Annotated in this window: 21 protein-coding genes and 5 pseudogenes; 13 read left to right on the plus strand and 13 right to left on the minus strand. The window is 70.1% G+C overall.

Annotation, left to right across the window (positions count from 1 at the left end; genetic code table 11):
- The first annotated feature begins 50 nt into the window (after positions 1-50).
- Positions 51-500 (plus strand): GNAT family N-acetyltransferase, encoded by a 450-nt coding sequence (locus BJF85_RS22470; protein WP_075850006.1) that lies wholly within the window; start codon positions 51-53, stop codon positions 498-500.
- A 50-nt stretch (positions 501-550) separates the two neighbouring features.
- Positions 551-1,234, plus strand: a complete 684-nt coding sequence (locus tag BJF85_RS22475; RefSeq protein WP_075850007.1) for a metal-dependent transcriptional regulator — start codon at positions 551-553, stop codon at positions 1,232-1,234.
- 12 nt (positions 1,235-1,246) lie between these two features.
- On the opposite strand, the gene BJF85_RS22480 is transcribed toward BJF85_RS22475, so the two are convergent.
- Positions 1,247-1,609, minus strand: a complete 363-nt coding sequence (locus BJF85_RS22480; protein WP_075850008.1) for a DoxX family protein — start codon at positions 1,607-1,609, stop codon at positions 1,247-1,249.
- A 79-nt stretch (positions 1,610-1,688) separates the two neighbouring features.
- On the opposite strand from BJF85_RS22480, the gene BJF85_RS22485 reads away from it, so the two are divergent.
- Entirely contained in the window at positions 1,689-2,633 is a 945-nt protein-coding gene (locus tag BJF85_RS22485; protein ID WP_075850009.1) for a sigma-70 family RNA polymerase sigma factor, read from the plus strand.
- Here BJF85_RS22485 and BJF85_RS22490 read toward each other — a convergent pair.
- The 4 genes and pseudogenes from BJF85_RS22490 to BJF85_RS22505 form a co-directional block, all read right to left on the minus strand.
- A pseudogene (locus tag BJF85_RS22490) lies at positions 2,616-3,757 on the minus strand (sulfotransferase). The gene BJF85_RS22485 and the pseudogene BJF85_RS22490 sit on opposite strands and share 18 nt — an antisense overlap.
- Positions 3,758-3,770: 13 nt before the next feature.
- Positions 3,771-4,546, minus strand: a pseudogene (locus BJF85_RS22495) (SDR family oxidoreductase).
- Positions 4,546-5,711: pseudogene (locus tag BJF85_RS22500) on the minus strand (hypothetical protein). Before BJF85_RS22500 ends, BJF85_RS22495 begins: the two co-directional pseudogenes overlap by 1 nt.
- A gap of 32 nt (positions 5,712-5,743) precedes the next feature.
- On the minus strand, positions 5,744-6,238 hold the full coding sequence (locus tag BJF85_RS22505; protein ID WP_075850010.1) for a nuclear transport factor 2 family protein: 495 nt from the start codon (positions 6,236-6,238) through the stop codon (positions 5,744-5,746).
- 98 nt (positions 6,239-6,336) lie between these two features.
- On the opposite strand from BJF85_RS22505, the gene BJF85_RS22510 reads away from it, so the two are divergent.
- Entirely contained in the window at positions 6,337-7,074 is a 738-nt protein-coding gene (locus BJF85_RS22510; protein ID WP_075850011.1) for a 3'(2'),5'-bisphosphate nucleotidase CysQ, read from the plus strand.
- 128 nt (positions 7,075-7,202) lie between these two features.
- Here the strand turns inward: BJF85_RS22510 and recQ are convergent.
- A pseudogene (gene recQ / locus BJF85_RS22515) lies at positions 7,203-9,024 on the minus strand (DNA helicase RecQ).
- 55 nt (positions 9,025-9,079) lie between these two features.
- Positions 9,080-9,940, minus strand: a complete 861-nt coding sequence (locus BJF85_RS29195; protein WP_075850012.1) for a virginiamycin B lyase — start codon at positions 9,938-9,940, stop codon at positions 9,080-9,082.
- A gap of 156 nt (positions 9,941-10,096) precedes the next feature.
- On the opposite strand from BJF85_RS29195, the gene BJF85_RS22525 reads away from it, so the two are divergent.
- Positions 10,097-11,020: a hypothetical protein gene (locus BJF85_RS22525; RefSeq protein ID WP_075850013.1), complete on the plus strand. Its 924-nt coding sequence runs from the start codon at positions 10,097-10,099 to the stop codon at positions 11,018-11,020.
- Here the strand turns inward: BJF85_RS22525 and BJF85_RS22530 are convergent.
- Both BJF85_RS22530 and BJF85_RS22535 read right to left on the minus strand, forming a co-directional pair.
- Positions 11,017-11,781 (minus strand): hypothetical protein, encoded by a 765-nt coding sequence (locus BJF85_RS22530; protein ID WP_139320796.1) that lies wholly within the window; start codon positions 11,779-11,781, stop codon positions 11,017-11,019. The genes BJF85_RS22525 and BJF85_RS22530 overlap by 4 nt on opposite strands.
- Positions 11,782-11,885: 104 nt before the next feature.
- Positions 11,886-12,398, minus strand: coding sequence for an NADPH-dependent FMN reductase (locus tag BJF85_RS22535; RefSeq protein WP_255375880.1), 513 nt, complete (start codon positions 12,396-12,398; stop codon positions 11,886-11,888).
- A gap of 199 nt (positions 12,399-12,597) precedes the next feature.
- On the opposite strand from BJF85_RS22535, the gene BJF85_RS22540 reads away from it, so the two are divergent.
- The gene (locus BJF85_RS22540) at positions 12,598-13,203 is read left to right on the plus strand and encodes a TetR/AcrR family transcriptional regulator (RefSeq protein WP_255375858.1); all 606 of its coding nucleotides are present in this window, start codon (positions 12,598-12,600) and stop codon (positions 13,201-13,203) included.
- A gap of 43 nt (positions 13,204-13,246) precedes the next feature.
- On the opposite strand, the gene BJF85_RS22545 is transcribed toward BJF85_RS22540, so the two are convergent.
- Positions 13,247-14,317 carry an FAD-dependent oxidoreductase gene (locus BJF85_RS22545; protein WP_075850015.1) on the minus strand — a complete coding sequence of 357 codons (1,071 nt, stop codon included), beginning with the start codon at positions 14,315-14,317 and terminating at the stop codon, positions 13,247-13,249.
- Positions 14,318-14,541: 224 nt separating this feature from the next.
- Between BJF85_RS22545 and BJF85_RS22550 the strand changes: the two genes are divergently transcribed.
- From BJF85_RS22550 to BJF85_RS22565, 4 genes are all read left to right on the plus strand, one after another.
- Positions 14,542-14,922: a hypothetical protein gene (locus BJF85_RS22550; RefSeq protein ID WP_255375859.1), complete on the plus strand. Its 381-nt coding sequence runs from the start codon at positions 14,542-14,544 to the stop codon at positions 14,920-14,922.
- Positions 14,923-15,122: 200 nt separating this feature from the next.
- On the plus strand, positions 15,123-16,673 hold the full coding sequence (locus BJF85_RS22555) for an alkaline phosphatase (RefSeq protein ID WP_369822268.1): 1,551 nt from the start codon (positions 15,123-15,125) through the stop codon (positions 16,671-16,673).
- A 159-nt stretch (positions 16,674-16,832) separates the two neighbouring features.
- Positions 16,833-17,423 (plus strand): ABATE domain-containing protein, encoded by a 591-nt coding sequence (locus BJF85_RS22560; protein ID WP_075850017.1) that lies wholly within the window; start codon positions 16,833-16,835, stop codon positions 17,421-17,423.
- Between the two features lie 78 nt (positions 17,424-17,501).
- Positions 17,502-18,377 carry an LLM class F420-dependent oxidoreductase gene (locus tag BJF85_RS22565; RefSeq protein WP_075850018.1) on the plus strand — a complete coding sequence of 292 codons (876 nt, stop codon included), beginning with the start codon at positions 17,502-17,504 and terminating at the stop codon, positions 18,375-18,377.
- Positions 18,378-18,449: 72 nt separating this feature from the next.
- Here the strand turns inward: BJF85_RS22565 and BJF85_RS22570 are convergent, their stop codons facing one another.
- Positions 18,450-19,541 carry an NAD-dependent epimerase/dehydratase family protein gene (locus tag BJF85_RS22570; protein WP_075850019.1) on the minus strand — a complete coding sequence of 364 codons (1,092 nt, stop codon included), beginning with the start codon at positions 19,539-19,541 and terminating at the stop codon, positions 18,450-18,452.
- A gap of 229 nt (positions 19,542-19,770) precedes the next feature.
- On the opposite strand from BJF85_RS22570, the gene BJF85_RS22575 reads away from it, so the two are divergent.
- The gene (locus tag BJF85_RS22575) at positions 19,771-20,652 is read left to right on the plus strand and encodes a manganese catalase family protein (protein WP_075850020.1); all 882 of its coding nucleotides are present in this window, start codon (positions 19,771-19,773) and stop codon (positions 20,650-20,652) included.
- Between the two features lie 90 nt (positions 20,653-20,742).
- On the opposite strand, the pseudogene BJF85_RS22580 reads toward BJF85_RS22575, so the two are convergent.
- Positions 20,743-21,800 (minus strand): annotated as a pseudogene (locus BJF85_RS22580) (iron-containing redox enzyme family protein).
- 106 nt (positions 21,801-21,906) lie between these two features.
- On the opposite strand from BJF85_RS22580, the gene BJF85_RS22585 reads away from it, so the two are divergent.
- A complete protein-coding gene (locus BJF85_RS22585) occupies positions 21,907-22,563 on the plus strand; it encodes a HemK2/MTQ2 family protein methyltransferase (protein WP_075850109.1) in 657 nt (218 codons plus the stop codon).
- Complete coding sequence (locus BJF85_RS22590) at positions 22,544-22,777, plus strand: CDGSH iron-sulfur domain-containing protein (RefSeq protein WP_075850021.1); 234 nt, start codon at positions 22,544-22,546, stop codon at positions 22,775-22,777. The genes BJF85_RS22585 and BJF85_RS22590 overlap by 20 nt, the downstream gene beginning before the upstream one ends.
- Before the next feature lie 37 nt (positions 22,778-22,814).
- Here the strand turns inward: BJF85_RS22590 and lexA are convergent, their stop codons facing one another.
- Positions 22,815-23,477 carry a transcriptional repressor LexA gene (lexA, locus tag BJF85_RS22595; RefSeq protein ID WP_075850110.1) on the minus strand — a complete coding sequence of 221 codons (663 nt, stop codon included), beginning with the start codon at positions 23,475-23,477 and terminating at the stop codon, positions 22,815-22,817.
- Positions 23,478-23,552: the final 75 nt, after the last annotated feature.

Consider the following 23,552-nt stretch of genomic DNA (forward strand, 5'->3'; position numbering starts at 1 on the left):
TAGACCAATGGGCTGGCGAAGGCGCCCTGACCTGTGCTGAACTGCCCGTCATGCCGGTACGCGATGCGACAGTGGACGACGTCGAGGACATCTGCCTGCTCATCGAGGAGCACGCGCGATTCGAGGGCAAGGACGACCTCGTCCTGGACCGGGACGAGATGAGCGGGTACCTGTTCGGACCGCAGCCGAAGGCGTGGGTGGTGATCGCCGAGGTCGACGGTGCGGTCGCGGGCATGGCCCTGTGCACCTGGACGTTCCCGAGCTGGGACGCCAGGCCGGGCGTGTTCCTGGACGACCTGTTCGTCAAACCCGAGTTCCGCAGGTACGGGCTGGGCCGCGAGCTCATGCTCGAACTGGGCAGGCGCACGAGCGGCCGCGTCGAATGGGACGTGCAGGAGGGCAACGACCGGGCGGAGGCGTTCTACGCCTCGCTCGGCGGAAAGCCGGTCGAGGGCTGGATCAAGTACCGGTGGCTGCCCGAGGAGCGCCCGGGCCACTGAGTGGACCGCGGGAGGCGGATCTCGCCGGCCGAGCCCGTATCTTGGTATGCATGAGTGACGATTCGGGCCGGCATTCGTCCTCGATCGAGGACTACATGCGCGCGATCTACGGTCTCGTCGAGCGCGGCGAGTCGGTGACGAACGCGTCCCTGGCCGGCCGGCTCGAGGTGAGTCCGTCGTCGGCGTCGGGCATGGTGACGAAGCTCGCGCAGCAGGGTCTGGTCGAGCACGTGCCGTACCGCGGTATCGACCTGACCTCCGACGGGATGCAGCTGGCCAGGTCGGTGCTGCGCAGGCACCGGCTGATCGAGACGTATCTGGTCTCCGAGCTCGGCTACACGTGGGACGAGGTGCACGTCGAGGCCGACCGGCTGGAACACGTGCTGTCCGACCGGCTGGTCGAGCGGATCGCCGCCAAACTCGGCAACCCGGTGCGCGACCCGCACGGCGACCCGATTCCCGCCCCCGACGGCAGCATCGACGAGGAACCGACCCGGCTGCTCGACGAACTGCCCGCGGGCGCGGTCGGCGAGATCGCACGCGTGTGGGACACCGACCCCGAGCTGTTGCGGTTCCTCGCGGACCGTTCGATCACGATCGGCGACCGCGTCGAGGTGCTGGAACGCCAGCCGTTCGGCGGGCCCGTGGTCGTGAAGATCGGCCCGCCGGCCGAGGCGGCCACCCACGCGCTGGGCACGACGATCGCGCAGGCGTTGTCGGTCGCCGTTCGCTGAGGCGTTCGCGGCTCACGCGAAGTGCGCCACCGACGCCGCCGCGAGCAGCAGGAACACCACGGGGAACGCGATGTTGTGCAGCACCCGGGTGCGAATGTGCACGGCGACGGCGATCACGAAGAAGCCGACCAGCCCGATGGCCGCGGCCAGTCCGATCAGCGGTACCCCGGCGAGGCCGAGCACCAGGCCGACGACGCCCGCGCCCTCGACGGCCGCCAGGTGCGGCAGCCACCGCCGGTCGATCCCGACCGCCGCGCAGTTCTGCACCACGAACGGTGCGCGCAGCAGTTTCGCGACCACCTCGAAACCGTTCACGGCGACGCAGCCGATCGTCGCCACGAGCAGGCTGACGTCGAATGCTGTGGGTACGCTCATCGTGGTTTCCTCCCGGTGCGTGGTCCGTCGACGACTCTCACCCGTCTGACGTCGCGCACGCACGAAAGGTGACTCGGCCATGCACGCCGCGGAACTCGCCGACCGTTTCCAGCGGGCACGCCCGCGGTTGCTGTCGATGGCGCACCGGATGCTCGGGTCGTACCAGGACGCCGAGGACGCGGTGCAGACGACGTGGCTGCGGGTCCAGGCCACCCGCGGTGACCGAGCCGGGGAGAGCGGGGCGACCGGGGAGATTGCCAACGTCGACGGCTGGTTCACCACGATCACCTCGCGCATCTGCCTCGACCAGCTGCGCGCCCGGCAGCGGCGCGGCGAGACGTCGCTGCAGGCCGTGTGGCCGTCCGGCGAGGTGGGCCCCGACCGGCTCGGTGCCGACCGGATGAGCGCCGAGCAGATGGCCACCGACGAGGAGTTCCTCCGCCGGGAGGACGTGTCGCGGGCGCTGGTCGTGCTCCTCGGCGAGTTGTCGGCGAACCAGCGGGTGGCTTATGTGCTGCACGACCTGTTCGCCGTCCCGTTCGACGACGTCGCGGCCGTGCTGGACACCAGTCGAGACGCGGCGAAGAAGCTGGCCAGCCGGGCCCGCCTCGCCGTCCGGGACGCCCGGGTGGGCGGCGCCGCCGACCCGGACTCCGGTTCCGACGACATGCGGGATGCGGCGGGTGTCGTCGAGGCGTTTCTCGCCGCGGCGCGGGACGGGGACCTGGACCGGCTCGTCGCGATGCTGGCCCCCGACGCGGTGCGTACCGCCGACCGCAGCCTGCTGCCGCCGGCCGGCGCCACCGAGGTGCGTGGGGCCAGGGCGATCGCCGATGAGACGCGGTTCTTCGCCGAGCGCATCGCCGTCACCGCACCGGTGTGGATCGATGGCCGTCCGGCCGCGGTCATCGCCCCGGGCGGACGGCCGTACGCCGTCATCACGTTCACGGTGCGCGCCGGACTGGTCGCCGCGTTCGCGATCGAGCCGTACCGGCCGGGTGTGTTGTCAGCGGGCGGTGAATAGACCGAGGTCGCCGAACTGTTTGCGCACGTCGCCGGGGGTGAGTCCGAAGTCGGCGAGGGCGTACCGGTGCGCCGGTTTCGCCGCGCCCTGCGTGCTCTCGGCGTGCAGGGCGCGCATGGACGCGCGGGCCTCGTCGGACAACGGCAGGCCGAAGTGCCGGTAGGCGTCGGCCACGACCGCGACCGGGTCGGCGACGAAGTCGTCGTAGTGCACGTCGTAGAAGCGCGCGGGGTCGTGTTTGGTGCGTTCGATGGTGAACTGCTCCAGCCCACGGGCCCACAGTTCGAGCTGGTCCCGGCCGAGCGTGGCGCCGCTGAACCGGGTCGACCAGTCGGCGCTGGCGCGGGCGTGAGGCTGCACACCGACGCGATCGCCGTCTCCGGATCGCGGTGCGTCTGGATGATCAGCGCGTCGGGATACACCCGCAGCAGCGCGTCCAACGCCACGAGGTGACTGGGATTCTTCAGCACCCAGCGTTTGTCCGCCTCGGGCATCCCGATGAGCTGCAGATTCCTGCGGTGTCGCCGGTAGGCGTCCGTCCAGTCCTGTTCGGACAGCCACGCCGAGTACGAAGGGACGTGGGCGAGGCATTCGTACGAGACCGACCGCGCCGACTGGCGCAGCAACTGCCAGCATTCCTCGACGTGCCGCGCCGACATCGCGTGCACGCCCATGAACTCGGGATTGTCCACATGGTACTGCTCGTACCCGGCCTGGATGCGTTGGAACACCGGATTGTCGTCCCACGTGTCCCGCGGTGGGCGGGGTTGCGGCACCTCGGTGAGCCAGACCTCGAGGCCCTGGTTGGCGGGGTCGGCGGTGAGCAGCCGGTGCAGGGCGGTCGTCCCGGTGCGGGGCAGTCCGGTCACGAAGACGGGCCGTTCGATCGGCACGTCGGCGTGTTCGGGGTGCGCCCTCCACGCCGCTTCGCTGAGGAGCCTTGCCATCAACGCGCCGCGGAGGAACGCGCGTTTCACCTTGCGGCCCAGCGGGGTCAGCTCTGCCTCGCGCTCGTAGGCCTCGAGCAGCACGGTCAGTCCGTCGGTGAAGTCGTCGTTGCCGAAGTCGTCGAGTCCGGTGATGCGGCTGGCGGATTCCTGCAGTTCGTCGACCGTCGCGACCATGCGTGTCTCCCGTTCAGTGGTGGAATTCGCCGCAGTTGACGTCCAGGCATTGGCCCGTGATCGCACGCGACATCGGGGAGGCGAGGAACACCACGGCGTCGGCGATCTCGTCGGGTTCGGGCAGGCGGCGCAGGTCGGTGGTCTCGGCGGTCTCGTCGTAGACTGCTGCGCGTCGACGCCGCGTTGCCCGGCGAGATAGGCGAAGTAGGCGCGCAGCATGTCGGCCCAGATGTAGCCCGGCGCCACGGAGTTGACGCGGATGCCGTCCGGGCCGAGTTCGGAGGCCAGGCTCTGCGCCACCGACAGCAGCGCCGACTTGGCCATCTTGTACGGGCCGTACTGGCGCCGCGAATGTCGCAGCACCGCCGAGTTGATCATGACGACGGCCCCGGACGTCGCGGCCAGGTACGGCGCGGTCAAGCGGGTCAGACGCAGTGCGGCGAACACGTTGACGTCGAACGAGGCGCCCAGTTCGTCGATCGGCGTCTCGGTGAGGTCGGTCATCGGTGGCATCGAGAACGCGTTGTGCACCACGGCATCGAGCCGACCGAGTTCGTCCACAGCGGACTCGACGACGCGCCGGCAGGCGTCGTCGTCGGTGATGTCGGCGGCGACGGGCAGTGCGCGGCGGCCGAGGGCCCGGATCTCCTCGGCGATGCTCGCCAGGCGTTCCTCGTTGCGGGCGACGAGGACGACGTCGGCACCGGCGTGGGCGCTGCGCAGCGCGATGGCCCTGCCGAGTCCGAGTCCGACGCCGGAGACGAGGACGACCTTGTCGGTGAGGGTCATCAGCCGAGCATCCTCGTCGCGAATGCGGTCTGGCGTCGTGCGATGCGATCGGCCCACTCGTCCGGCGTGATGCGTGCGTGGTCGTGGAACGGGAGCCGGGTGGGAAGTTCGTCCACGTCGACGACCTCGACGGCGGGCCCGTCGGCGGACCGGAGTTCGCGGGAGGTGCGTTGCCAGCGGATCTGCACGTAGCCGCGGGCGTGGCCGAGGCGTTCGAGCCAGTTGGCGACGCCGGGGTCGCGTTCGCTGATCACGAACCGCAGCCGGCCGTCGGGGTCGGGGCGGGCCTGGTCGGCGGTGAGGCTCGTCTGGTGGTTGACGTAGTCGGTCGAGATGTACCACATGCTGCCCAGTTGGATGCCTTGGTACGGCGCGTCCGACACCGGCACGGTGACGATCATCGCCTGGTCGTCGGCGAGTTCGTAGTGGCCGGCCGACGAGAACTGGGTGGCAAGTCCCCCCGGCGTGCGGCGGGGTTCGGTCATCGTGTTGACGGGCAGGTTCAGGTAGAACCACTCGGGGAACGCGAGGAACGTCCGGAGCCGGCCGAGCAGCATCTTGCCGGCGACGCCGTAGCGTTTGGCCACGGTGTCGCGGGTCAGTGCCGGCGGTGCGGTGCCGAGGGTGTCGGCGCGGTGGATCCGCAGGGTGCCGCGTCGTTCGCCCCAGTCGCCGTACACCTCGCGGACGACGAGCATGGCGGCGTCGTCGGGCAGCACGACGTAGTCGGCGCCTGCGCGGGTGGCGTCGGGGCCGAAGCGGAGTTCGAACGTGCCGTCGGCGGCGATGTCGAGTTCGCGGTCGTCGAATGCGGTGAGGCTGTCGGGCACGTCGACGGGGGTGTAGTCGCCGGCGAGGACCTGGAAGCTGAGATCGCGCGTGGTGCCGCGGGTGCGGTGACGACGTACTCGGCGTCGGGCCGGATGTAGGCGTGGAAGTACAGGGCGTCCGGGTTGTCGAGTCCCATTTTCGTGTAGGGCCCGGTGGACTGCACGAAGAACGGGTGGTCGCGCTGATAGGCGCGCGCCAGGTGCAGGCACGCCTGGATGCTGCCCGCGAGGTAGTCGTATCCCTCGACGAGATCGGCCTCGGTGCGCACGTGCGGCGCGTCGGCGATGATCTTCTCGGCTTCCGCGATGGCGTCGGCGAACGGCTGCGTGATCACCGCCCTAAGGTAGAACGTGTTCTATATCCAGGTCAATGTGTCGCGGTGGGAGCGGGCGGGTTGGTGGTGATCGTGAGGCTGGGGATGTCCTTGGTCGACATGGTCGTCTCGTAGAGCCGCAGATATCCGGTGTGCGCGATGCGCCAGGTGCCGTCGTCGCCGCGTTCGTAGCGGTCCTCGTAGAACGCGGAGCCGGTGATGACGGTGTGGTGTTCGGCGGCGATGACCTTGTCGTCGAAGTGCCAGGTTCCGGTTGCGGTGTCGCCGTCGATGTCGATCTCCGGCTGACCTGCGGAGTGGGTGGTGACGATGGCGTCGCCGCCGAGGGTGTTGCGCAGGAAGTCGAGGATCTCGTCGCGGCCGGTGAAGCTGAGGGTCTTGCCCAGTGCGGGCGTGCCGTACTCGGCCGTGGCGTCGGGGGTGAGGGTGTCGGCCAGTTCGTCCCAACGTTTGAGGTCGACGCAGCGGAGGTAGCGGTACTTGGCGCGTTTGATGTGTTCCAGGGTGGCGAGATGTGTGGCGTCCATGGGTTCAGCTTGGCCCGTCGTGGACTGTTCTGGCAAGAACATGTTCTCGATACCGGCCCCGTTGTCGTGGTCGGGGTGCGGCTTGGTTTGCTGGGACCATGACGACTGACGCACGATTCGCCGCGCAGCTCGCGGAAGAGGCCGGCACGCTGTTGCTCGAGGTGCGCGCCGAGGGCGGCGACCTGGCCCCGAAGGAGCTCGGCAAGCGCGGTGACGAGCGGTCGAATGCGTTGCTGCTGGAGCGGCTCGCGGCCGGGCGTCCGGGTGATGCCGTGTTGTCCGAGGAGTCCGCGGACGATGGTGCGAGGCTCGACGCGGACCGGGTGTGGATCATCGATCCGCTCGACGGGACGCGGGAGTTCTCGAAGCCGGGTCGCAGCGATTGGGCCGTGCACGTCGCGTTGTGGCAGCGTGGCCGGGGCATCACCGATGCCGCGGTGGCGCAGCCGGAGTTGAATGTCGTCTATACGAGCGACGAGGTGAGCCTCGCCGACCGTGCGGGTGCGGGCAAGCTCCTGGTCAGCGAGAGCAGGCCGCCGTCGTTCGCCGCCGGTGTCGCCGCCGATGTGGGCGGCGTGCTGACGCCCATGGGTTCGGCGGGCGCGAAGGCCATGGCCGTTCTGCGGGGCGAGGCGGATGCCTACCTGCACGCCGGCGGCCAGTGGGAGTGGGATTCGGCCGCCCCCGCCGGCGTCGTCCAGGCGGCGGGCCTGCACGCGTCCCGTGTGGACGGTTCGCCGTTGGAGTACAACGCGTCGCACCCGTATCTGCCGGACCTGGTCATCTGCCGTCCCGAGCTGGCCGACGAGATCCTCGAGTCCATCGCCAGGCACTAGAACGGCGCCGAAGAACGCCAACACGCCCGGCGTGGAGTGCTGACACGCCCGGCGTGGAGTGCTGACACGGCGACGCCAGACGCCAACACGGCGTCGTGAGGTGCTGACACGGCGACTGGGGTTCGCGCCTACCCCAGGGTGGCGAGTTCGGCAAGGATCTGTTCGCCGTACTTGGCGAGTTTGCTTTCGCCGACGCCGTTGACGCGGCCGAGTTCGTCCATGGTGGTGGGCCGGTCGATGGCGATCTGGCGGAGTGTGGCGTCATGGAAGATCACGTAGGCGGGGACGCCTGGTCCTTGGCGGTGTTGGAACGCCAGGCGCGGAGGTGCTCGAAGGTCGGCACGGCCTCGTCGGGCAGGTCGGCGGCGCGGGAGGCGGGCTTCTTGTCCTTGGCGGCTGCGGCGCGGGTGGCGCGCTTCGGCTCGGTGCGCAGGCGCACCGTTCGCCCCTGGTAGAGCACCTCGTCACTGGCGGGCGTGGTGACCAGAGTTCCGTATTCGCCTTCGACGGCGAGCAGGCCGGCGGCGAGGAGTTGGCGGATGACGCCGCGCCATTCGGTGTCGCCGAGGTCGGAGCCGACGCCGAAGACGCTGAGTTCGTCGTGCCGGTACTGGGTGATCTTGGTGGTGGTCTTGCCGCGCAGGATGTCGATGATCTGCCCTGCGCCGAACTTCTGGTTCCGTTCCCGCTTGAGTCGCACCACGGTGGACAGCAGCTTCTGCGCGGGCACGGTGCCGTCCCACGATTCGGGTGGGGCGAGGCAGGTGTCGCAGTTGCCGCACGGTTCGCCGTCCTGGCCGAAGTAGGCGAGCAGTTGCACGCGGCGGCATTCGACCGTTTCGCACAGCGCCAGCATCGCGTCGAGGTGGGTGGCCAGGGTGCGGCGGTGCGCCTGGTCGCCCTCGGAGGACTGGATCATCTTGCGTTGCTGCATGACGTCCTGCAGGCCGTAGGCCAGCCACGCCGTCGACGGCAATCCGTCGCGACCGGCGCGGCCGGTCTCCTGGTAGTAGCCTTCGACGGACTTCGGCAGGTCGAGGTGTGCGACGAACCGGACGTCGGGTTTGTCGATGCCCATGCCGAACGCGATCGTGGCGACCACGACGAGTCCGTCCTCGCGCAGGAAGCGGGCCTGGTGCCGTTCGCGGGTGCCGGAGTCGAGGCCGGCGTGGTACGGCACGGCGTCGATTCCGTTGCGCACCAAGAGCTCCGCAGTCTCCTCGACGGACTTGCGCGACAGGCAGTAGACGATGCCGGCGTCGCCGTCGTGTTCCCCGCGCAGGAGTTGCAGCAGCTGTTTGCGCGGTTCGTTCTTCGGCTCGATGCGGTATTGGATGTTGGGCCGGTCGAAGCTGGCGACGTGGTGCAGCGCGTCGTCGAGGCCGAGGCGCGAGGAGATCTCGGCGTGGGTGGCGCGGGTCGCGGTCGCGGTGAGCGCGATGCGCGGCACGTCGGGCCAGCGTTCGTGCAGTTCCGACAGCGCGAGGTAGTCGGGCCGGAAGTCGTGGCCCCACTGGGAGACGCAGTGCGCCTCGTCGATGGCGAACAGCGCCACGTGGCCGCGGTCGAGGAGCTGCCGCGTGGAGTCGAGGTTGAGCCGTTCGGGGGCGAGGTAGAGCAGGTCGAGTCGGCCCTCGAGGAATTCGGCCTCGGTGAGCCTGCGCTCGTCGGGGTTCTGCGTGGAGTTGAGGAATCCGGCGTTGACGCCGAGTGCGCGCAGTGCGTCGACCTGGTCCTGCATGAGCGCGATCAGCGGGGAGATAACGACGCCCGTCCCCTCCCGCGCGAGCGCGGGAATCTGGTAGCACAGCGACTTGCCGCCACCGGTCGGCATGAGCACGAGGCGTCGCCGCCTGCGGTGACGTGGTCGACGATCTTCTGCTGTCCGGGGCGGAACTCGGCATAGCCGAACACACGGTTCAGCACGTCGAGCGGGTCGCGGGAGGTCACGCGCGCGATCCTACGGAACGGCCCCGACACCGCCCGCCCACCCGACGCCGCGGGCTCACCCGAGGCGCACGAGCGCTCCGGTGTCCATGGCCGTCCACACCGCGCCGTCGGGGCCGATCGTGACGCCGTGCGGTTCGCCGCCGGGCAGGTCGTGGTGGGTGAACCGGCCCTCGGAGTCGACGTGTCCGAGCCGGCCGGCGGCCCATTCGGTGAACCAGCAGCCCCCAGCGGCATCGGCGGCCACCGCGTGGGGGCGGGCGTCCCGGTCGGGCAGGGCGAACTCGGTGACGGCACCGTCGACGGTCATCCGCCCCACCGCACCCGCGCCGATCTCGGCGAACCACAGCTGCCCCGCGCCGGCGGCGATGCCCACCGGTGCGGCACCGGCGGTCGGCAGGGGGTGGACGGTGACGTCGCCGTCCACCGTCACCCGTGCGACGGCGTCGGCCTGGTTCAATGGGCACCACAGTGCGCCGTCCGGTCCTGCCGCGACGTACGCGGGCATCGCACCGGACGTGCCCAGCGGGAGCGTGGTCAGCGCGCCGTCGGCGGTGAGCCGCATCAGCGCGTCGGCACGCATGGCGGAGAACCACAGCGCACCGTCCGGCCCCTCGGTGATGCCGTACGGCATGACGTCGCCGACCGGGAACCGCGTGACCACCCCGTCGGTGGTGACCCGTGCGATCGCGTTCGCCCGGCCGAGCGTGCACCAGAGTGCGCCGTCCGGTCCTGTCGTGATGCTCGTCGGCTGCGCGGACGTCTCGCCGACGGCGATCGTGACCTGTTGACCGGAGGCGGACATCCTGCCCACGGCGCCGACGCGGGCCATGGTGAACCACAGCGCGCCGTCCGGGCCGGTCGTGACGTCGTACGGACCGGAATCCGGGTCGGTCACGGCGAACTCGGTGATGTCCACGGCCTTGACGCTAGAGGCCCCCGCAACTCGTTTTCCCGTTCCGTCGAGGGTTCATCCGGCCGTGGGGTGTTGATTGCGCGGGGTGGACGGGTGCTGGAAACGTGCTGCGGGGCCGGCGCAGGGTCGGCCGCGATGTCCAGGACGGGGGATCACCACATGGCACGGTCGATGCGCACGGTCCTCGCCGCCGCGGCGGCTGCGACGCTGCTCGCCGGACCCGCCGCGCACGCCGCACCCACACCGAATGCCGCACCTGCACCGCAGGACGAGCCGCAGCTGCTGCTCGTCCACGGGCACAGCGCGCCCGACGAGGGCACGGACTGCAACGGCACGGGCGGTACCTGGGCGGACGCGCTGAACTACTTCGAGAGCGCGGGTGGTCTCGACCGCGACCGGATGACGACCGTCGCCTACTACGAGGGCAACGCCGCCGGCGGCCCCAACGAGGGCAACTGCGACGTCACCGTGTCCGAGGCGACCGCCGACACGTCGATCGAGGACATCGCGAAGGACCTCGCCAACCACGTCCACGACACGTACACCGCCGAGGGGCGTGCGGTGAACATCGCCGCGCACTCGATGGGCGGCCTCGTCACCCGCGTGGCCCTGCTGGGAACCGCCGAGGGCTGGGACGGTTTCCCGCCGTCCATGGACGTCGAGAACGTCACCACCGCGGGCACGCCGCACCAGGGCGTGGCGGAGGAGCGCGACGACTACACCGAACAGTGGGACCAGATGGAGCCCGGCTCGGACTTCCTCGAGATGCTGCACGGCGAGGGCCGCGCACTGGGCGACGCCTGGACCGAGGGTACCGACTGGACTGTCATCGGCTCGGACGCCGACGAGATCGTCGACCACGACTCGGCCCTCGACGACGGCAGCGCCCCCGACCAGGCGTTCGGCTACGTCGACAACGGCAGCGCCATCGGTCACTCGGGCCTGCGCACCATCTCCGGCCCGCCGCACGACTACAACCTGACCTACCGGAACTCCTCGGGTGAGCACCACACCGCCGACGGCTGGGCGCCGCTGAAGACCCTGTTCAAGGCCGCGACCGAGACCGGAGACGGCCTGCCCTAGAGCCCACTCGCCCGCAGGTGCGGGGTCTGCGCGGCCAACATGTCGAGCTGAGCGCGCACCGACTCGAACTCCGGGTTCCGGTGCAGGTCCAGCGAGATGGCCGCGGCGCGGTCGGTGGTCTGGGCGAACGACTCCTCGGCCGAGGACAGCAGATCGGCGATGCGACGCGGAGTGCCGGCGACGGCCTTACCGTCCGGGGCGAGCTCGTCGCCGAGCCTCGCCAGGCGCAGGGCCTCGGTCAGCTCGTCGTCCAACGTGCTGCCGACGTCGGTCAGCCAGTTCCGGCCGGGTCCCTGCGGCAACGCGCCGACGATGGCGTGGAACGACTGCAACGACGCGGCGCAGCGGCCGTACGAAGCGGCCCACCGGCCACCGTTCCGCAGGCCCTCCTCGGTGTAGGGCGCGTCGGCGCGGCGCGCCTTCCGGAAGGCGTCCTGCTCGGCGGACGTCGGGGTGCACAGCCAGGCGCGCGCCAGGAACTGGACGGGTGCGCCCAGGACGCCGAACAGGGCCGCGCCGAGCGGCATGAACACGATCATGACGCCGAGGAAGTTCCCCGGGTTCTCGACGTGGTCCGTCACGATCGACCAGACGACGCTGAAGACGAAGCCGATGAGCGCGCCGAGCGCGGCGAAGCCCGCCCAGCCCGCTCGGGCGAGCCCGTGCGTCACCGGACCGCCGCGCACCGCCATGCGGGCGCGCCAGTCGTCGAAGCGTTCGCCCTTGTGGCGGTGCGGCACGTGCATTCCCGGAGTGTTCACGTCCGTTGGACTCCCCCGCAACGCGAGCGGTTCCGAAAGCTCCCAAGGGCCCCATAGTCGCGTTGAACGCGACCAAAGGGCCCTCGGGAGCTCTAACGGGGAGGTCAGGCGGCGGCGCGGAGCATGTCGATGACCTTGGTGAGGCGCTCGGCGACCTCGATGTCGGTGTACGGGTGGTTGTCGGCGAACCGGTTCAACGAGCCCGGGATGTCGAGCGTGACGGCGTCGAGGACCGAGCCGCCGGCGATCTTCGCGGCCTTGCGTGCCTCGTCGTGCGCCCACACGCCGCCGTACTGGCCCAGTGCCGTGCCGACGACCGCGACGGGCTTGTCGGTCATCGCACCGGCCTGGTACGGACGGGACAGCCAGTCGATGGCGTTCTTCAGCACCGCGGGCATCGTGCCGTTGTACTCGGGCGTGACCAGCAGGAACGCGTTCGCGCGCTCGGCGGCGGTGCGGAGCCGAGCGGCGGCCTCCGGCAGGTCGGCGTCGGTGTCGATGTCCTCGTTGTAGAACGGGACGTCGCCGAGACCGTCGAACACGGTCAGCGTCACGTCGGAGGGCGCGAGCTTGACAGCGGCGTCCGCGAGCTGACGGTTGTGCGAACCGGCGCGCAGACTGCGACGAGCGTGAGGATCTCAGCGGACATGGGGCCTCCCGACGTGTGTTCCCTGGTTGGGTCCTATCGACCGTCGATGGTGCCACCCCGACGGCGATAAGCGGACCAGGGTCCGGATGATAGTGATCCACGTAACTCGGATCGGCCCGGGTGAACTCCTGCGCGCGGCCGCAGCCGGGACGTTATCGTCCATTCCTGTGTCCGAGCGACGAGTGTTGCCACTGACTCCGACAGGGGAGGAACCGCGTCTCCGCGCGGACGCCGTCCGCAATCGGGCCCGGCTGCTCGCCGCCGCCGCACGACTCGCCGAAGAGTACGGCGTCGAACACCTGACCATGGACGCGGTCGCCAACGCCGCCGATGTCGGGAAAGGCACCGTGTTCCGCCGCTTCGGCGACCGGGTCGGGTTGTTGCAGGCCTTGCTGGACCACGTCGAGGTGCGTTTCCAGACCGGCTTCCTCGAGGGCGATCCGCCGCTCGGGCCCGGTGCGCCGCCGAAGGAGCGGCTCGTCGCGTTCGGCATCGCGGCGTTGCGCCACGACTACGCGCACATCGAGCTCTACCTTGCCGCGGAAGGGAAACCGGAACGTCGGCACCTCACGCCGTCCCTGCGCGTGCGACATACGCATCTGGTGATGTTGCTGCGCGCGGCGGGCACGTCCGGCGACGCCGAACTGCTCGGCCAGGCCCTCCTCGCCTACCTCGACACCTCGCTCGTGCGCCACCTCGTCGTCCAGCGCGAGATGCCCCTCGAGCGTCTCGAGGCCGGCTGGATCGACCTCGTCGACCGCGTCGCCACCTGAGCGCCCACCGGCACCCACCGGCCCGGCGTCCACAGCTCGACCGTCACGCCGGCGGGCCGCCGATCCGCAGTGCCGTCCTGATCAGTCCATTGCGGACGCCGATTCCGCGGCGGGCCACGGCGATCCGGTTCATGTGCGCCGACCGGGCCGCCATCCGCTGCGACGGCCGACGGCGCCGCTCGTCGTAGCGGCGCAGCGCGGTCGCGACGTCGTTCTCGCCGGCCAGCGCGGAGCCGAGTGCCTCGGCGTCGATCATCGCCTGGCAGGCACCCTGTCCGAGGTTCGGCGCCATCGCGTGCGCGGCATCGCCGATCAGTGCGACGTTGCCGTCGACGTACGTCGGCAGCGGCGTCGAGTGGTACAGGTCGTGGTGCAGGATCGATTCCTCTCGCGCGGCATCGATGATCCGCGGAATCGGGTCGTGCCACTGTCCGAAGTGGAACAGGAGCTCGTCGATGTCGTCGTCCGGGACGTATCCGGGCGGCGCGACGAGCGAGGCGTACCAGTTGGTGACGCCGGGGGCCAACGGGGTGAACCCGAACAGCGCACCCTTGCCCCAGGTTTCGCCGCCGCGCGGGACGTCGAGCGGGACCGTGCCGCGCCACGCCGTCGAACCCGTGTAGCGAGCCGGGTACTGCTCGCCGAACAGCGCCGTGCGGGTTCCACTGTGGACACCGTCGGCGCCGACGACGACGTCGTAGCCGCTCGGGACGTCCTCCACCACGGCACCCGTGTGCACCACGCCGTCCGGCAGCGCACTGCCGAGCAGGTCGAGCAGGGTCGGCCGGGCGATCAGGTACACCGGGTCGCCGTGTTTGCGGGCGATCGCGGTGGTGTCCAGGCGGCCGAGTGTCGTCCCGTCCGGGGTGTGCAGGGCGCCGTCGGGCTGCGGCCGGCCGAGCTCGCGGAGTCGACGGCCGAGGCCGAGAGCATCCAACGCGGTCAGTGCGCTCGGCCAGATCCCCAGGCCCGTGCCCGTGGCCGGCGGGGTCGCCGCACGTTCGAACACGGTGACGTCGAGGCCGGCCCGGCGCAGGGAGATGGCGGCGGTCAGGCCGCCGATGCCGCCACCGATGACGGCCGCGGTCCGTGTCCTGTCGCTGTGTCCGATCATGTCACGAAGGTACTACAGATGTAGTGAATCCACTACTGCTGTAGTGTCCGGTGTGTGGTGGGACGGAAGGAGCAGGTCCTCGACGGGGCCATCGCGGTGCTCGGTGAGCAGGGGCTTCGGCAGCTGACGCACCGCAGGGTCGACGAGGGCGCCGGGTCCCCACCGGGACGACGTCGAATCACTTCCGCAGTCGCGAGGCCCTGCTCGCGGGCGTTCTCGATCGCGTGCTCGAGCTCGAGATGGCCGCCTGGGACAGCTTGGCCGCCGAGCTCGGACCGGCGTTCGACATCGAGCGCTTCGTCGACACCCTCGGTCGCCTCGTGCGTCGGCTGACCGGCGAGGGTCGGGTCGTCACGCAGGCCCGGCTCGCCGTGTTCGTGGAGGCGGGCGTCAACGCCGCGTTGCAGCAGCGGATCAACGAGGCACAGCAGCGACTGCTGGCCTGGGGGGAACCGGTCGCCGCGGCCCTCGGACTCCGCGAACGCCGGAGCCTGCTGACGCTGCTCGCCGTCGTCGAGGGGCTGATGGTGAACCAGGTCGCCAACCCCGACCCGGAGTTCGATCCGGAGTCGGCGATCGCGGCCGTGCTGCGTGGCCTGGCGTGAACGCAGACCTCGTGCGACGGCTCCGGGGTTTGGGCTGATTTGTCCGATGTGGATGGTGTTGCGGGGTGGTATTCACCCCGCACTTTCCTGCGGTCACGTGCCGTTCACGGTGCGCTGTTTGCCTGGCCGGCGCAGGATCAACGCCGTTCCCAGGAGGTCCGATGTTCCCACCACACGACCGAAACCCCAGGTCCGGATCGGTGTCGCGCCGCGGTTTCCTCGGCGGACTCGCCGGCGTCGGTGCCGGCGCCGTGCTCCTCGGTTCCTCGCCGGCCGCCGCCGCGCCGTCGCGGAAGCTGACCGATCCGTTCACCCTCGGTGTCGCCTCGGGCGACCCGCTGCCCGACGGAGTCGTCCTGTGGACCCGTCTGGCGCCGAAGCCGCTCGACCACGACGGCGGGATGCCCGGCCGCATCGTCGGTGTCGAATGGGAGATCGCGCTGGACGAGAAGTTCGCCGATGTCGTCCGGCGGGGCACCGAACGTGCCGCGCCGGAGCAGGCGCACAGTGTCCACGCCGACGTGCGCGGGCTCGAACCGCATCGCGAGTACTTCTACCGATTCCGGGTGGGCGGCGAGATCTCGCCTGCCGGGCGGGCGCGCACGGCCCCGGCCCCGGGCAGCGCGGCCGAGGTGCACTTCGCCTTCGCGTCGTGCTCCAACTGGGAGCAGGGCTACTTCACCGCGTACCGGCACATGGCCGAGGAACGTCCCGACGTCGTGTTCCATCTCGGGGACTATCTGTACGAGTACAGCGCGGGCGAGAACGGCGACGTGCGCACCCACGAGGGCGACGAGATGAACGAGCTCGGCGAGTACCGCCAGCGGCACGCGCAGTACAAGACGGACGCCGACCTGCAGCTGGCCCACGCGGTGTCGCCGTTCATCGTCACGTGGGACGACCACGAGACGGACAACAACTACGCCAACCTGACGCCGGAGAACAACGAGCCCGACGAGGGCAACGGCAGCGAGGCCGAGTTCGCGAAGCGGCGGGCGGCCGCGTACCAGGCGTACTGGGAGCACATGCCGCTGCGCCGGTTCCGCAAGCCGGTCGACACGAATCTGCCGTTGTACCGCGGTTTCACCTACGGTTCGACGGCGAGGTTCAGCGTGCTCGACTCGCGGCAGTACCGCGACGACCAGCCGTACGACGACGAGTCGCAGGTGTCCGGTCCGGACCAGTGGAGGACGACCATGCTCGGCGAGGAGCAGCATGCGTGGTTGGAGAAGCAGCTCGCGGAGTCGCGGTCGACGTGGAACGTGGTGCCACAGCAGATCTACTTCGCCAGCATGGACGAGGTCGCCGGTGAGGACCCGGGTGGTTACAACGACGGCTGGGACGGCTACCGCGCGTCGCGGGACCGAATCCTGGGCTATGTCGAGGAACACGCCATCGACAACGTCGTGGTGCTCACCGGGGACGTCCACAAGCACTGGGTGAACGATCTGCGCAGGGACTTCGAACAGCCCGACACACCCGTGCTCGCGAGCGAGTTCGTGACGACGTCCATCTCGTCGGGCGGGGACGGCGACGGCAGCAACGACCCGGGTGACCTGGTGTGGAACGAGAACCCGCACACCAAGTACTACTGCGATCGCCGCGGGTACGTGTCGTGCCGCGTGGGCAAGGACACGTTCGCGGCCGACTACCGGGTGGTGGACTACGTGGAGAAGTCCGCGGACGCGCCGGTCCGCACCGATGCGTCGTTCGTGCTGGAGGCGGGTAAACCCGGGGTTCAGCCCGGCTGACCACACTGTGGGTTGAGCCCGGTTGACCGCACTGCGGGGATATGCCGAGAATGCGCGGCCGCTGTCTGCCTCCCCCTGCAGGGCAGACAGCGGCGTGCGGCATCCTCAGGCTAGTTCCATCCCTCTAATGGGTCAATATTCTGCTGTACCATTACCCGTATGGCCGAGCTGGGACCTCTGGTTGGCGAACCGCTCGCGCTCGATCTGGTCAACACGCGAGCGCGGCTTCCCGGACAGGACTTCGACTTCCTGTCCGACATGGCGAGTTTTCGGCACTGGCTCGACTGCGAACGCGAGCCGTTGACGGCCGCGGCGTTGCCGGCGTCGCTGCTCGAGGCGCCGACGAAGCGGGACCTCTCCGCCGTCCGTGCCCTCAGGGACCATGCGGCCGCGTCGATCGCCCGTGCCCGCGCCGGTCAACGTCCCGCCGCCGCCGATCTCCGGGCGCTGAACGAGGCGATGCACGCGGCTCCGGTGCGGCGGGTCCTGACCGGCACGGACGAGGGCGCGATCCTGCAGCCGGTCCGCGACGGCGAGAAGGGCACGCGGATCGTCGCCGCGCTCGCCGAGGCGGTCGCCGAGCTGATCGCGGACCCGGCCGTGCGGAAGGTGCGCAACTGCGAGGCCGACTTCTGCATCCTGATCTTCCTGCCGATGCACCCCAAGCGGCGTTGGTGCAACCCCGCGATCTGCGGCAACCGGACGCGGGTGGCGCGGTTCCACGAACGGCGCAGGGCCCGGCGCACCTGAGTCGTTCACGGGGGTGCGTGGCCGGTTGTGCGCGTAGGGTGGTGATGGCCGTACACCTCGCGACTACAGAGGTCTTTCATGGAGCTGGGTTTTCATCTTCCGATTTTCGACATCGACGGCGGCCCGAAGGCCATCGCCGGCGAGCTGGCCAGGGTGGGGCCCGCCGCCGAGGAGGCCGGAGCCACGTGGCTGTCCTTCATGGACCACTTCTTCCAGATCGAGCAGACCGGGCTTCCCGCCGAGTCCAACATGCTCGAGGGGTACACGAGCCTCGGGTTCATGGCGGCGAACACGACGACGATCAACCTGGGCCTGCTCGTCACCGGCGTGACCTACCGGCACCCCGGGCTGCTCGCCAAGACCGTCTCGACCCTCGACGTCCTCTCGGGCGGCCGGGCGGTGCTGGGTCTCGGCGCCGCGTGGTTCGAGCGCGAGCACACGGGTCTGGGCGTGCCGTACCCGCCGTTGGCCGAGCGGTTCGAACGCCTCGAGGAGGCCGTGCAGATCTGCAAGCAGATGTGGGACCCGGAGGACAACGGCTCCTTCGACGGCACGCACTACCAGCTGGCTGAGACGCTGTGCGAACCGCAGCCGATCCGCACACCGCCGCTGCTCATCGGCGGCGGTGGTGAGCGCAAGACGCTGCGCCTGGTCGCGCAGTACGCCGACGCCTGCAACCTGTTCGCCTCCTCACCCGACGACGTCGCGCACAAGCTCGGTGTGCTGCGCCGGCACTGCGAGGACGTCGGCCGGGACTACGACGAGATCCGCAAGACGGTGCTCGCCGGATCGGTCGAGGCGACGCAGAACGGCCGGGACGAGTTCGTGCGGAGCATGTACCCGTACGTCGAGCTCGGCGTGCACGCGGCCTACGTGATGCCGCTGGGCGGAAAGCCCGCCCAGTTCATCGAGGACGTCGCGCCCGTCATCCCGCAGTTGGCCGACCTGGGCTGACCGACGGCCGTGTGCGGCGCCGAGTCCGAAGGCCGCCGTACACGGCCGTTTCCCCGTGCGGCGGAGTGAGCGTCACGGAGTGCCGCCCACTCCGGTGGCGAACTCGCGGAGGCGGCCACCGGGGATGCGCGAGCGCAGCCGCGGCGTGTTGCGCCGGTGCTCGTCGGATCCGTCCCGCAGTCCCTCGAAGAACTCCGACAGCGCTTCGGACGCACTGTGTCGCGGCTGCCAGCCGAGTTCGCGCTCGGCGCGTGTGACGTCCATGAGCGGCAGGCGGAGCACCGTGTCGAACAGTTCGGGTGACGCGGGAACCGCGTGCAGGCGCCACGCCGCCGCGACCGCAGTACGTACGACCGAGGCGGGAATCCGCACGGTGGAGGCACCCAGCAGCTCGGCGAGGACGGTCGCGTCGACCGGCGGTTGCGCGGCGACGTTGAACGCACCCGACACCGGATTGTGGAGGGCGAGTCGGAACGCCTCGGCGACATCGTCGGCGTGCACGGCCTGCATCCGAAGGCCCGGGATGTCGGGAACCACCGGAATCAACTCGGGCCGGACCAGACGTCCCGGCAGCAGCGGCCCCGCGAAGATCCGCCGTTGTTCGGCCGATGCGGCGCGCTGGAAGACGAACGCGGGCCTGATCCGCGCCACGCGTAGTTCGGGACAGCGACGTTCGAGATCGTCGAGTACCCGTTCCAGATAGGCCTTCTCCCGTGGATAGGCGGCCGACGGCCAGCCGTGGGTGGGCCAGGACTCGTCGACCGGTTCGTCCTTCGGCCCCGGTGAATAGGCACCCACCGAGGACGCGTGGACGAGCACGGGTACTCCGCAACGCGCGACCGACTCGAACACCCGCATCGCCCCGAGCACGTTGATGCGCCACGTGGTCGCCGGGTCGCGGGTCGGCTGGAAGGACCACGCCAGGTGGACGACGGCATCCGCCTCGGCGAGGACGGAGTCGAGCTGGGGGTCGTCGGCCGTCGCCAGGTCGAGTGGCACGAGGTCGAACTTCGGCACCGCCTGATCGGTCTCCCTGCGTCCGATACCCGTGATCGACGTGATGTCCGGATCGGCAGCCAGCGCCTCGACGACGCTCGTGCCGAGATTGCCCGTCGCGCCGGTCACGACGACGCGCCTGGGCGTGTTCTTCGCGGGTCGGTTCATTACGGCGAGCCTTCCGCGTAGACGTCATGGTCGTGTGGGCGGAGGATTCCCGATCGAGGCTCCTCAATCGGTGACCGCAGAAACGAATCACGGCGTACCCCCGCCGTCGTCGCGGTCGTTTCATGACCTGCACCGACGGGCATACCGGCGTCACCGGTCCGTCACGAGTGGACACGTCCGGACGGCACGAGCGGAGACAGCCCCCAACATCAGACGAGTGGGAAAGATTATGTTCTTTCACAAACAGGAATTGCATTTCCAAGCCACACCCGACCAAGCGGACGCGGTGTACGCCCGGAAGCTGCAGGAGGTTCTCGGCGGCCAGTACGGCGAGATCACCGTGGCGATGCAGTACATGTTCCAGGGATGGAACATGCACACCCCTGGCAAGTACCGGGATCTCGTTTTCGGCATCGGGTCCGAGGAGTTCGGCCACGTCGAGATGCTCGCGACGATGATCGCCCAGCTGCTCGAGAAGGCTCCGGTCGGCGTGACAGAGGCGGCCGTGCAGTCCGATCCGACGGTCGCCGCGGTGATCGGGGGGACCGATCTGCAGCACGCGATCGTCGCAGGTGCCGGTGCACGTCCCTTGGACAGCATGGGCAATCCGTGGCAGGGCGCCTACATCACCGCGAGTGGAAACCTGCTCGCTGATTTCACCGCGAACGCGAATGCGGAAATGCAGGGGCGCACCCAGGTCGCCCGGCTTTATCACATGACCGATGACGCGGGGGTGCGGGACATGCTCTCGTTCCTCCTCGCTCGCGACACGATGCACCAGAACCAATGGCTGGCCGCGGCCGCGGAGTTGCGCGAGGAAGGGGTCGAGAAGTTGCCCGTACCCAGCAATTTCCCGCAGTCGAAGGAACACACGCCGGTCTCGTACCAGTACCAGAACTTCAGCGACGGCCAGCAGGCCTCCGAAGGGTCGTGGGCGTCGGGCGCGACTCCCGACGGCAACGGCGAGTTCAGTTACCACGACGGCCCGACGACCAGCGCCGAGATGCCACCGCCGACGCGTCCGGACGCACGGTTCTACGGCACCACCGACCTGCCCGACAGTGTCGAGAAGATGGCAGGCACCGCGCAGGACGCGTTGAAGCGCGAGTGAGCGTGCCGTACCGGTGTCGTGGGGTGCAGCGGTTGACGCCCCACGACACCGGTTCCGTGCGCAGCAGGTCGAATGTCGAGTCGGAGAGGGTCAATGCTCCACGGGTACCAGCGACGTCCGGCCGCCACGCCAAGCGCCGAGCAGCCGCTCGGCGAGTCGGCCTTCCAACAGATCGGTCGCCTCGATGCCGAACGCGACGTCGGCGGCGAGATCCGGTTCGTCCTCCAGCAATCCGCCGACGACGTCCCGGCGCATGATCTGTTCGTGCACCGCGTCCGCCTCGACGTGTTCGGCGAAGAAGTGCACGCACGGTTCGGGGGCCGCGTGCCGCCGCAGCGCGGTGACGAGGCGCGCGGCACTCGGCGCGGTCGTGATCTCGGCGGCCGCGAAATGGCCGACCAGCGCGCCGCGTAGCCCTCGGTGCAGGCCGAACATCGACATCAGGTTGACGATCGCGAGCTGTTCGCCCGCGGCGACGTCGAGGTAGTGCAGGTAGTCGGGCGACAGGCCCGCGGCCTCGAGCAGGTCGGCGAACAGCTGCGAGTGCATGCGTTCGCCGTGTCCGCCGCCGTACTCGTCGAACTCGACGGCCACCAGCGCGGCCTTCGCGCGGCCCCGTAGCCGCGGCACGACCCACACGTGCGGATCGGCCTCCTTGAGGTGGTAGATCGACCGGTGCACGAAGTACTCGCGCAGCTGCCGCCACGTTCCCTCCCTGGCGAGCAGGTGGGACACCCCCTCGCCGGGACCCGCTCGACGAGCAGATCCGACAGCAGGCCGTCGACGTCATCGGTGCCGGACGTCCCGTCCCGCAGCGCGCCGAGGAACGCCGTCTCCAACGTGCCGCGGAAGGCCAGCAGCCCCGGATCCCACTCCCAGCCCGCCGGCACGCCGCGGAACCCGCGGTAGTGCAGCTCGTAGCACGTGTGCAGGGCCAGGGCGAGGTCCTCGCCGAGCGGGTCGGCCGTCTCGAGGACGGCCCCGTCGAGGGTGACTCCGGGCGCGGTGTCGAACGAGCTGCCGGGTGTGGTGCCGGACAGGGCCTCGACGACCGCGGCCGACAACGGTCCACGTGGCTGCGGCAGTACCGGGACGGCGGAGTCGGCGGGCCGGGCACGGCCCGCGGGAACGGTGGATACCGGTTGCATGTCCACGCTGTTGCCGTTTCACCCGTCGGCGAAACGTGGTGGCGTCGCGGCGGCAGGTTCCGAACCGGACTGTTTCGAACGCCGACTTCGGGAAAACCTTGGTGTCATGCGGATTCTGCGAGTCCCGGGTGTCTACTGCTCGCAGGGCGACACCTGGTTGCTTCGGCGTGCACTGCAGGACGCGCGGTTGCCTGCGGCCCGGCGGGTGCTCGACATCGGGACGGGAACGGGCGCGCTGGCCCTCGCTGCGGCGGCGGGCGGTGCGCAGGACGTGACGGCCGTGGACGTGTCGCCCGCGGCGCGGTTGAACGCGCGCCTCAATGCGTGGGCGCACGGCCTGCCGGTGCGCGTGCTGCCGGGTGATGCGTTGTCCCGCGACTACGGACGGCCGTTCGACCTGGTCCTGGCGAATCCGCCGTACGTGCCGGCGGAGTCCGGGCAGGTGCCCACACGCGGACGGGCGCGTGCGTGGGACGCAGGCGGCGACGGCAGGGCGATCATCGACCGGCTGTGCGACCGCGTGCCGGATCTGGTGGCGCCGCGAGGATCCCTGCTCATGGTGCAGTCGGAACTGGCCGATGTGGACGCCACTCTGTTGCGGTTGCGAGGGCTCGGAATGAAGGCCGCCGTCGTCGACCGGCAGGTGCTGGCGTTCGGCCCGGTGCTGCGCGGCCGGCGGGAGATGCTGCACCGCAACGGTTTCCTCGCACCGGACCAGCGACACGAGGAGTTGGTGGTGATCCGTGCCGACCGCGCCGAATGACGGACCGGACACTGAGCCGCGGCGTGCCGACGGCCGCCGGGCGGTCACGGCGGTGCGCGACGGGCCGCTGCTCGTCGAGGGACCGGTGCGGATGACCCTCGAGGACGGCACGGTGGTCGACTCCGACCGGTTCGTCGTCGCGATCTGCGCGTGCCGCCGCAGCCGGACGTATCCGTTCTGCGACACGAGCCACCGCCGCCGCGTGCGCCGCTGAGCGGTGGAGGTGGCGGGCTGCGTCGGCTGTCGGGCCGTCAGACGTTGCGTAGGACGGAGACCACGACGCCGAGGATCACGGCGTTGTCGCCGTCGATGACGTCGTAGTCGGGGTTGCGTGGTTCGAGCAGCACGTGCCCGCCTCGCCTGCGCAGTACCTTCACGGTCGCCTCGTCGTCGATCATGGCGGCGACGATCTGGCCGGAGTGCGCCTCCTGCTGGCGGCGGACCACGACGATGTCCCCGTCGCAGATGGCCGCGTCGATCATCGACTCGCCGCGCACACGCAGGCCGAACACGGTGCCTCGGCCGGTGAGCTCGCGCGGCAGGGACAGCGTGTCCTCGGCGTGCTCCTCGGCGGTGATGGGTGTGCCCGCGGCGATGTCGCCGACGACGGGAACGCTCACCGAATCGTCCGTGGGCTCGGCCTCGGCGGTGCCGCGCAGGAACGTGCGGACGTCGACGGCCCGCGACACCGAGGGGCTGCGCCGCAGGAAACCCTTCTCCTCGAGCGCCGCGAGGTGCCGCGACACCGAGGAGGCCGAACGGAGGCCGACGGCGTCGCCGATCTCCCGCGTGCTCGGCGCGTAGCCGTGGCGGACCACCCAGTCGCGGATCATCAACAGGATGCGTTGTTGCCGCTCGGGCAGCGCATTCGCGTCGAGGTCGCCGAACAGGTCGTGATCGTCGTGGATGGTCACGGCCGCATCGTAGCCGCCGCCGAGGCGCGTGCTTCGGTCCGGTGGCCACAACGCGAACCCCGCGTCGCGTCACGG

This window comes from Saccharomonospora sp. CUA-673 (genome assembly GCF_001942305.1).
Lineage (GTDB): Bacteria > Actinomycetota > Actinomycetes > Mycobacteriales > Pseudonocardiaceae > Prauserella.

Excerpts from the sequence above, each read along its gene's own strand:
- BJF85_RS22545 (WP_075850015.1), bottom strand. The coding sequence starts at position 14,317 with ATGATCGGACACAGCGACAGGACACGGACCGCGGCCGTCATCGGTGGC.
- BJF85_RS22560 (WP_075850017.1), top strand. The coding sequence starts at position 16,833 with ATGGCCGAGCTGGGACCTCTGGTTGGCGAACCGCTCGCGCTCGATCTG.
- BJF85_RS22585 (WP_075850109.1), top strand. The coding sequence starts at position 21,907 with ATGCGGATTCTGCGAGTCCCGGGTGTCTACTGCTCGCAGGGCGACACC.
- BJF85_RS22475 (WP_075850007.1), top strand. The coding sequence starts at position 551 with ATGAGTGACGATTCGGGCCGGCATTCGTCCTCGATCGAGGACTACATG.
- BJF85_RS22480 (WP_075850008.1), bottom strand. The coding sequence starts at position 1,609 with ATGAGCGTACCCACAGCATTCGACGTCAGCCTGCTCGTGGCGACGATC.
- BJF85_RS22575 (WP_075850020.1), top strand. The coding sequence starts at position 19,771 with ATGTTCTTTCACAAACAGGAATTGCATTTCCAAGCCACACCCGACCAA.
- BJF85_RS22485 (WP_075850009.1), top strand. The coding sequence starts at position 1,689 with ATGCACGCCGCGGAACTCGCCGACCGTTTCCAGCGGGCACGCCCGCGG.
- BJF85_RS22525 (WP_075850013.1), top strand. The coding sequence starts at position 10,097 with ATGGCACGGTCGATGCGCACGGTCCTCGCCGCCGCGGCGGCTGCGACG.
- BJF85_RS22510 (WP_075850011.1), top strand. The coding sequence starts at position 6,337 with ATGACGACTGACGCACGATTCGCCGCGCAGCTCGCGGAAGAGGCCGGC.
- BJF85_RS22470 (WP_075850006.1), top strand. The coding sequence starts at position 51 with ATGCCGGTACGCGATGCGACAGTGGACGACGTCGAGGACATCTGCCTG.
- BJF85_RS22505 (WP_075850010.1), bottom strand. The coding sequence starts at position 6,238 with ATGGACGCCACACATCTCGCCACCCTGGAACACATCAAACGCGCCAAG.
- BJF85_RS22570 (WP_075850019.1), bottom strand. The coding sequence starts at position 19,541 with ATGAACCGACCCGCGAAGAACACGCCCAGGCGCGTCGTCGTGACCGGC.
- BJF85_RS22565 (WP_075850018.1), top strand. The coding sequence starts at position 17,502 with ATGGAGCTGGGTTTTCATCTTCCGATTTTCGACATCGACGGCGGCCCG.